This is a genomic window from Trebonia sp. (assembly GCF_049794275.1).
Taxonomy (GTDB): domain Bacteria; phylum Actinomycetota; class Actinomycetes; order Streptosporangiales; family Streptosporangiaceae; genus Trebonia.
This window is the reverse complement of the sequence record NZ_JBARCR010000112.1, coordinates 1-6,846: the sequence shown is the minus strand read 5'-3', so window position 1 is coordinate 6,846 and position 6,846 is coordinate 1. Positions and strand designations below refer to the sequence as shown.

General features: G+C 69.6%; 8 protein-coding genes. 3 read left to right on the top strand and 5 right to left on the bottom strand.

Going from position 1 to position 6,846, the window contains the following annotated elements:
* Positions 1-1,253, bottom strand: a 1,253-nt coding sequence (glnA, locus tag WA805_RS02950; protein WP_425241588.1) for a type I glutamate--ammonia ligase, incomplete at its 3' end; no start/stop codon positions are given.
* A 214-nt stretch (positions 1,254-1,467) separates the two neighbouring features.
* On the opposite strand from glnA, the gene WA805_RS02945 reads away from it, so the two are divergent.
* Positions 1,468-1,971 carry an RDD family protein gene (locus tag WA805_RS02945; protein ID WP_422340229.1) on the top strand — a complete coding sequence of 168 codons (504 nt, stop codon included), beginning with the start codon at positions 1,468-1,470 and terminating at the stop codon, positions 1,969-1,971.
* Between the two features lie 8 nt (positions 1,972-1,979).
* Here WA805_RS02945 and WA805_RS02940 read toward each other — a convergent pair whose 3' ends face one another.
* The 3 genes from WA805_RS02940 to lipB form a co-directional block, all read right to left on the bottom strand.
* Positions 1,980-2,675 (bottom strand): DUF4191 domain-containing protein, encoded by a 696-nt coding sequence (locus WA805_RS02940; protein WP_424559993.1) that lies wholly within the window; start codon positions 2,673-2,675, stop codon positions 1,980-1,982.
* Positions 2,676-2,752: 77 nt separating this feature from the next.
* The gene (gene lipA, locus WA805_RS02935; RefSeq protein WP_422340233.1) at positions 2,753-3,733 is read right to left on the bottom strand and encodes a lipoyl synthase; all 981 of its coding nucleotides are present in this window, start codon (positions 3,731-3,733) and stop codon (positions 2,753-2,755) included.
* 27 nt (positions 3,734-3,760) lie between these two features.
* The gene (lipB, locus tag WA805_RS02930) at positions 3,761-4,498 is read right to left on the bottom strand and encodes a lipoyl(octanoyl) transferase LipB (protein ID WP_422340231.1); all 738 of its coding nucleotides are present in this window, start codon (positions 4,496-4,498) and stop codon (positions 3,761-3,763) included.
* Between the two features lie 35 nt (positions 4,499-4,533).
* On the opposite strand from lipB, the gene WA805_RS02925 reads away from it, so the two are divergent.
* Both WA805_RS02925 and WA805_RS02920 read left to right on the top strand, forming a co-directional pair.
* On the top strand, positions 4,534-5,109 hold the full coding sequence (locus WA805_RS02925; RefSeq protein WP_422278873.1) for a hypothetical protein: 576 nt from the start codon (positions 4,534-4,536) through the stop codon (positions 5,107-5,109).
* A gap of 42 nt (positions 5,110-5,151) precedes the next feature.
* Entirely contained in the window at positions 5,152-6,033 is an 882-nt protein-coding gene (locus WA805_RS02920) for an intradiol ring-cleavage dioxygenase (RefSeq protein ID WP_422327382.1), read from the top strand.
* Here the strand turns inward: WA805_RS02920 and WA805_RS02915 are convergent.
* On the bottom strand, positions 6,005-6,846 hold an 842-nt coding region (locus WA805_RS02915; protein ID WP_425241587.1), incomplete at its 5' end, for a TIGR01777 family oxidoreductase. The two genes, WA805_RS02920 and WA805_RS02915, sit on opposite strands and share 29 nt — an antisense overlap.

Sequence of the window (6,846 nt, the reverse complement as noted above, 5' to 3'; positions counted from 1 at the left end):
GAGCCGGGGACCTGCGGGATCGAGGCGGCCTCGTCCGGCGGCAGCTCGTACAGGTCCTTGTCCACCGGCTCCGGCGGCTCGATCTTGTTCTTGACGCCGTCCAGGCCCGCCATCAGCATCGCGGAGAACGCGAGGTACGGGTTGCACGACGGGTCAGGCACCCGGAACTCGATGCGCTTCGCCTTCGGGTTCGACCCGGTGATCGGGATGCGGCAGCACGCGGACCTGTTGCGCTGCGAGTACACGAGGTTGACCGGCGCCTCGAAGCCCGGCACCAGGCGGTGGTAGGAGTTCACTGTCGGGTTGGTGAAGGCGAGCAGCGACGGGGCGTGCTTCAGCAGGCCGCCGACGTACCACCGGCCGACGTCCGACAGGCCGCCGTAGCCGACTTCGTCGTAGAACAGCGGCGCGCCGTCCTTCCACAGCGACTGGTGGCAGTGCATGCCGTTGCCGTTGTCGCCGAACAGCGGCTTCGGCATGAACGTCACGGTCTTGCCGGCCGCCCGCGCGGTGGACTTGATGATGTACTTGTACAGCATCAGCTTGTCGGCCATCATCAGCAGCGGGCTGAACTTGATGTCGATCTCGGCCTGGCCCGCCGTGCCCACCTCGTGGTGCTGCATCTCGGTCTCGATGCCGCACGCGATGAGGTTCCTGACCATCTGCGACCGCAGGTCGGTGTAGTGGTCCATCGGGGGCACCGGGAAATAGCCGCCCTTGTACGCGGGCTTGTACGCGAGGTTGGCGCCGTTCTCGTCGCGGCCGGTGTTCCACGCGCCCTCGATCGAGTCGAGGTAGTAGTAGCCCTCGTTCGGGCCGGTGGCGAACCGGGCGGAGTCGAAGATGTAGAACTCGGCCTCGGGACCGAAGTACGAGGTGTCCGCGATCCCGGAGCCAACCAGGTAGTCCTGTGCCTTGCGCGCGATGTTGCGCGGGTCGCGGGTGTACGGCGCGCCGGTCAGCGGGTCGTGGACGAAGAACGTGAGGTTAAGCGTCTTGTGCTGACGGAACGGGTCGAGGACCGCGGTGGCCGGGTCGGGCAGCAGCAGCATGTCCGACTCGTGGATCTGCTGGAACCCGCGGATGGATGATCCGTCGAACATCCGGCCCTCGGTGAAGACGTCCGCGCCGAACGACTCGGCCGGAACGGTGAAGTGCTGCATCTGCCCCGGCAGGTCGCAGAACCTGACGTCAATGAACTCCACCTTTTCCTCAGCGATGAAGCTGAGGACCTCTTCGGCACTGCTGAACATCAACCCTCCCAGAGAACAGGGCGCGCATAGTTAGGACAATCTCGGTATCTTCGTCGGACCCAGCTTCGGAGGCTAGCTGTCCGCAATTTCCGCGCAGTATCCGCGATGTTTCACCGGTGTTACGCATGCTACGCAGCCCCGCTCGACCTGCCGCGATCCGCGTCGCCAGGGAGCGGCCGCACGCCGGAGAGCCGGCTGCGGATACCGTAGTCCTGTGGCTGGAAAAACCCCGGACCGGCAGCGGGCGAGCGCGGCGCGCGTGGCAACCGCACCTGATGCCGTCGCGGTTGATAATACGCCTGATTACCCAGGCAAGCGCTTCGGCTTGCCCAAGGACGGGCCGATGTCGGTGGCGCCCTTGGGCAGGCGGCTGGCGGCGCTCGTCGTCGACTGGGTGCTCGTCGAGTTGATCGTCGCGGCCGTCACGCGGCACTCGATCTTCAGCGGCACGCAAGACGCGCACTACTTCAGCACGATGTACTGGACGCTGCTCGTGTTCGGCCTCGAGGTCTGGCTGCTCACCGCGATCAGCGGGATCACCGTCGGCAAGCGCCTGCTCGGCATCCGGGTCATCAGGACCAACGGCAGCCGCCCCGGCTTCGGCTGGGCGCTGCTGCGCACGGTGCTGCTGTTCTTCGTCGTGCCGCCGCTGCTGTCCGACCGCGACCTGCGCGGCCTGCACGACCGCGCGACCGACACGATCGTCGTCAGGATGTAGGCCCGCGGTTAGCGGACCTTCGGCCGCGGCATCTTCGGCTGGCGGGCGCCCTTCGGCAGCGGGCCCTTCGGCATCTGCATGCTCGGCTGGAGCGCCTTCAGCCGGTAGTTGAGGTCGCTGACCGCGGCCGGGCGCAGGTTGCGCGGCAGCCGCATGATCTTCCGCTGCAGCTTGTTGACCGGGATCTGGCCTTCTTCGTTGCCGACCTGGAACTCGAAGATCGGCACGTCGTGCGCGACGCGCGCGGTCTTCTTCTTCTCGGCCGCCATCAGCCCGGCCAGCCGCGACGGCGCGCCCTCGCCGACCAGCACGACGCCGGCCCGGCCGACCGCGCGGTGCACCACGTCCAGGTTCCTGTTGGCGGTGACCGCCGGGGTGACCGTCCAGTTGCCGCGCATGCCCTGCAGCACCGCCGCGGAGGCCCCCGGCTGGCCCTCGATCATGGCGAACTGCGCGCGCTGCGCGAACCGCCCGAACAAGATCGTCGCCGCCAGCAGGCCGAGCAGCACGCCCAGCGGGATCAGGAAGGCGGCGAGCCCGGTGAACAGCCCGACCAGCACCGCCACGACGATGATGCCTACCGCGCTGCCGATGATGATCGGCATCGCCTTGCGATTCTGCTGGTTGACCAGGCCAGCGACCATGCGTATCTGCTTCAGCCGCCCGGCATTCTGCAAGTCCTCAGCGCCGTACTTGTCGACCACCGGCTCAGCCTTCCTTCATTCGCGCGCACCAACACCCAGAGCATACGGTTTCTCTGGCCGCTGGCAGTAAACACTAATTATCCCGAACGTATGCCGCTTACTCCGGGTCCGCCCCGCCGGCTCCCTGGCGCGGGTAACGCCGTCGCGCGCTGCTCGATCGCCTGCGCGTACAACCGTCCCGCACGGTAGGAAGAGCGGACCAGCGGACCGGACATGACGCCGGCGAAGCCCATCGCGAGGGCTTCCTCGCGCAGCTCAACGAACTCCTCGGGTTTCACCCACCGCTCCACCGGGTGGTGCCGCAGCGACGGCCGCAGGTACTGGGTGATCGTCAGCAGGTCACAGCCCGCCGACCGCAGGTCGGCCATGGCGGGCGCGATTTCCCCGCGGGTCTCCCCGAGCCCGAGGATCAGGTTCGACTTCGTGACCAGCCCGGCCTCGTGCGCCGACCGCAGCACCGCCAGCGACCGCTCGTACCTGAAGCCCGGCCGGATGCGGCGGAAGATCCGCGGCACCGTCTCCAGGTTGTGCGCGAACACCTCAGGCGCAGCGCTGAACACCTCGGCGAGCTGAGCGGGCTCGGCGTTGAAGTCCGGCACGAGCAGCTCGACCCCGCAGCCGGGCACCGCCGCGTGGATCTCCCGCGCGGTCTGCGCGTACAGCCAGGCGGCGCCGTCGGGCAGGTCGTCGCGGGCCACCCCGGTGACCGTGGCGTACCGCAGCCCCATCGCGGCCACCGACTCAGCGACGCGCCGCGGCTCGTCCCTGTCCAGCGGCAGCGGCTTGCCGGTGTCGATCTGGCAGAAGTCGCAGCGCCGGGTGCACTGGTCGCCGCCGATGAGGAAGGTTGCCTCGCGGTCTTCCCAGCACTCGAAGATGTTCGGGCAGCCGGCCTCCTGGCACACCGTGTGCAGGCCCTCCGCCTTGACCAGGTTCTGCAGCTCCGTGTACTGCGGCCCGGTCCGCACCCGGGTCTTGATCCACGGCGGCTTCCGCTCGATCGGGGTCTCGCTGTTGCGCGCCTCGAGGCGCAGCAGCCGCCGTCCTTCCGGGGCCAGTTCCGAGGTGCTCACCACGTCTCCAGCCTATGCGGTCGCGGACTCGGGAACCGCCGCGAGGAGCGGCTCGACCGTGTGCATGCGCCGCCAGGTGCGGTAGCCGAGCGCCGCGGCCAGGTGCCGCTCGAGCAGCGGTGTGACGTCCGCCACCGAGACCCGGATGCCGGTCTCCGCGGTCAGCGAGGTGGTGCCCGCGTCCCGGATGCCGCACGGCACGATCCGGTCGTACCAGGACAGGTCGCAGTCGCAGTTCAACGCCAGCCCGTGCATGGTGACCCCGCGGGCCACCCGCGCGCCGATCGCCCCGACCTTGCGGTCGGGCTCGCCCCCTGAGCCGGGGATCCACGTGCCGCTGCGCCCCTCGACGCGGACCGCCTTCAGCCCGAACTCGGCGCAGACCCCGATCATCGCCTCCTCAAGCGCCCGGACGTAGGCCACCACGTCGACCGGCTGGCGCAGCTTGATGATCGGGTAGGCGGTCAGCTGGCCGGGCCCGTGCCAGGTGATCTTGCCGCCCCTGTCGACGTCGATCACCGGCGCGCCGGGGTCGCCGAACGGCCGGTCGCCCGCGGCGGTCCGTTTGCCCGCCGTGTATACCGGCTGGTGCTCGAGCAGCAGGCAGCAGTCCGGGAGCACGTCCTGGACCCGCCGGGCGTGCACCGCCCGTTGCAGGTCCCAACCGGCCACGTAGTCCACCGCGCGGCCGCCGAAGCCGGCATGCGCGTACACGAGTTCGTCGGTCACATAATCGAGATTACGTCGCATGTGAGACCGGCGCGTCAGCTGGGAACAACCCAAAAGTGATCAATGAGGCTGATCTACGCGAGCTGAGCGCGGCGCAGCGACGTCAGCTGGCCCGCTCGCTGGCCGTCATCGACTACCCGGACCCGCTACTCGAGGTCACGCTGGCCAGGGGCCGCAAGCTCGGCGCGCTGTTCTCGATCGTCGCCTGCACCGTGCTTGTCGGCTGGATCATCGTGCTGCTGTTCACGCTGCACAGGTCCTTCCACGCGCACTACTGGCGGCTGGCCTGGGTCGGCTTCGACGTCGTGCTGCTGTTCGGCTTCGCGGCGACCGGCTGGGCGTTCTGGCGGGGCCGCCAGATCGTCATCGCCTGCCTGCTCGTCACCGGGACGCTGCTGTGCTGCGACGCCTGGTTCGACGTGATGCTCGACCTCGGCACCAGCGGGCAGTGGGTGAGCATCGCGTCCGCGCTGGTGGTCGAGCTGCCGATCGCGTTCCTGATGTTCGCCGCGGCCCGGCGGCTGATCCGGCTGTCCGCGCTCGTGGCCGTGAGCGGATCGGCGGCCGGCGAGCCACCCCCGTCCCTGTGGCGAACGGCCCTGGTCGGGGACCGGGCGGCCAAACCGCGCTAAGGGGACTACCCGCCTCCCGCGCCGCCCGGCTAGCCTGTCGCCATGGCTACCGATTTCACCGAGGAGACCGCGGCAGACGCCGTCATCGAGAGCTTCGGCCCGGACACCGATCCACGGCTGCGCGAGATCCTGACCAGCCTGGTGCGGCACCTGCACGCGTTCGCGCGCGAGGTGGAGCTGACCATTCCCGAGTGGGAGTACGCGATCCAGTTCCTGACCCGCGTCGGACAGCGGTGCGACGACGAGCGCCAGGAGTTCATCCTGCTCTCGGACGTGCTCGGGATGTCGATGCTGACCGAGACGATCAGCAACAGGAAGTTCGGCGTCGCGACCGAGTCGACGGTGCTCGGGCCGTTCCACGTGGTGGAGTCGCCGGTGCGCTCGCTCGGCGACAACATCGACCTGGTGGGCACCGGCACCCCGTGCGTGATCACGGGCCGCGTGGTCTCGGTGGACGGCAGCCGGATCCCCGGCGCCACTATCGACGTGTGGCAGGCCAACGACCAGGGATTTTACGACGTGCAGCAGCCGGACGTGCAGCCGCGCGCGAACGGCCGCGGGCTGTTCACCGCCGACGCCAACGGCGAGTTCTGGTTCCGCACGGTCGTGCCGAGCTACTACCCGATCCCGACCGACGGCCCGGTCGGCGAGCTGCTGATCGCGACAGGACGGCACGCCTTCCGGCCCGCGCACATCCACTTCATCGTCAACGCGCCAGGGCACCGGCCGCTGACCACGCACATGTTCGTGGCCGGCAGCAAGTACATCGAGTCCGACACGGTGTTCGCGGTGAAGAAGTCGCTGGTCGCCGACTTCGAGGAGGTCACGGACCCGGCGCTGGCGGAGGAGTGGAAGGTCGGCAAGGTGCCGTTCAGTCACGCGGACTTCGAGATCATCATGCAGCCGGAAGGCCACGGTCAGTAGCCCGCACGAGCGGCTGGCCGGAGCCCAGCTCGGCCGCTAGCGCGGCGGCGATCGTCGGGTACTCGAACTGGAAGCCCGCCGCGAGCAGCCGCCTGGGCAGCACGCGAGCGTTGTTCAGCAGCTCCGACGACATCTCGCCGAGCCCGAGGCGGAGCGCGCTTTCCGGGACCCGCAGCCAGCGGAAGTCGGGGCGCTTGAGGGCCGCGTGCAACGCCGCGGTCAGCTCAGCGTCCGTCACCGGATTCGGGGCGGTCAGGTTGTAGGGACCGCTGCGGTCGGTGGCGTCCGGGTCGAGCAGGAAGCGGATCGCGCGGATTTCGTCGGTCAGCGAGATCCAGCTCATCACCTGGTGCCCGCCGCCGAACCTGGGCAGCAGCCCGAACCTGGCCGGCCCCGCCAGCCGGGCCAGCACCCCGCCGTCGGTGCCGAGCACCAGGCCGCTGCGGGCATGCGCGACCCGGATGCCGGCCTGGCGCGCGGGCTCGGCGGCGGCCTCCCAGTCGTGCACGACGCGGGACAGGAAGCCCTTCCCCGCTGGGGCGTCTTCGGTGACCTCCTGTCCGCCGGTGTCGCCGTACCAGCCGATCGCTGAGGCGGCGACGAGGACTTTCGGCAGCGGCTGCGCCGCGGCCAGCGCGGTCGCCAGAGCGCGGGTGGCGAGTACCCGGCTGGCGCGGATCTCCGTCTTGTAGCGCCGCGTCCAGCGGTGCCCGCCGACCGGGACGCCGGCCAGGTGCACGCAGGCGTCGATGCCGTCCAGGGTCGGATCGCCCGCGTCGGCGGCGCGCGGGTCCCAGCGGACCTCGTCGCTGC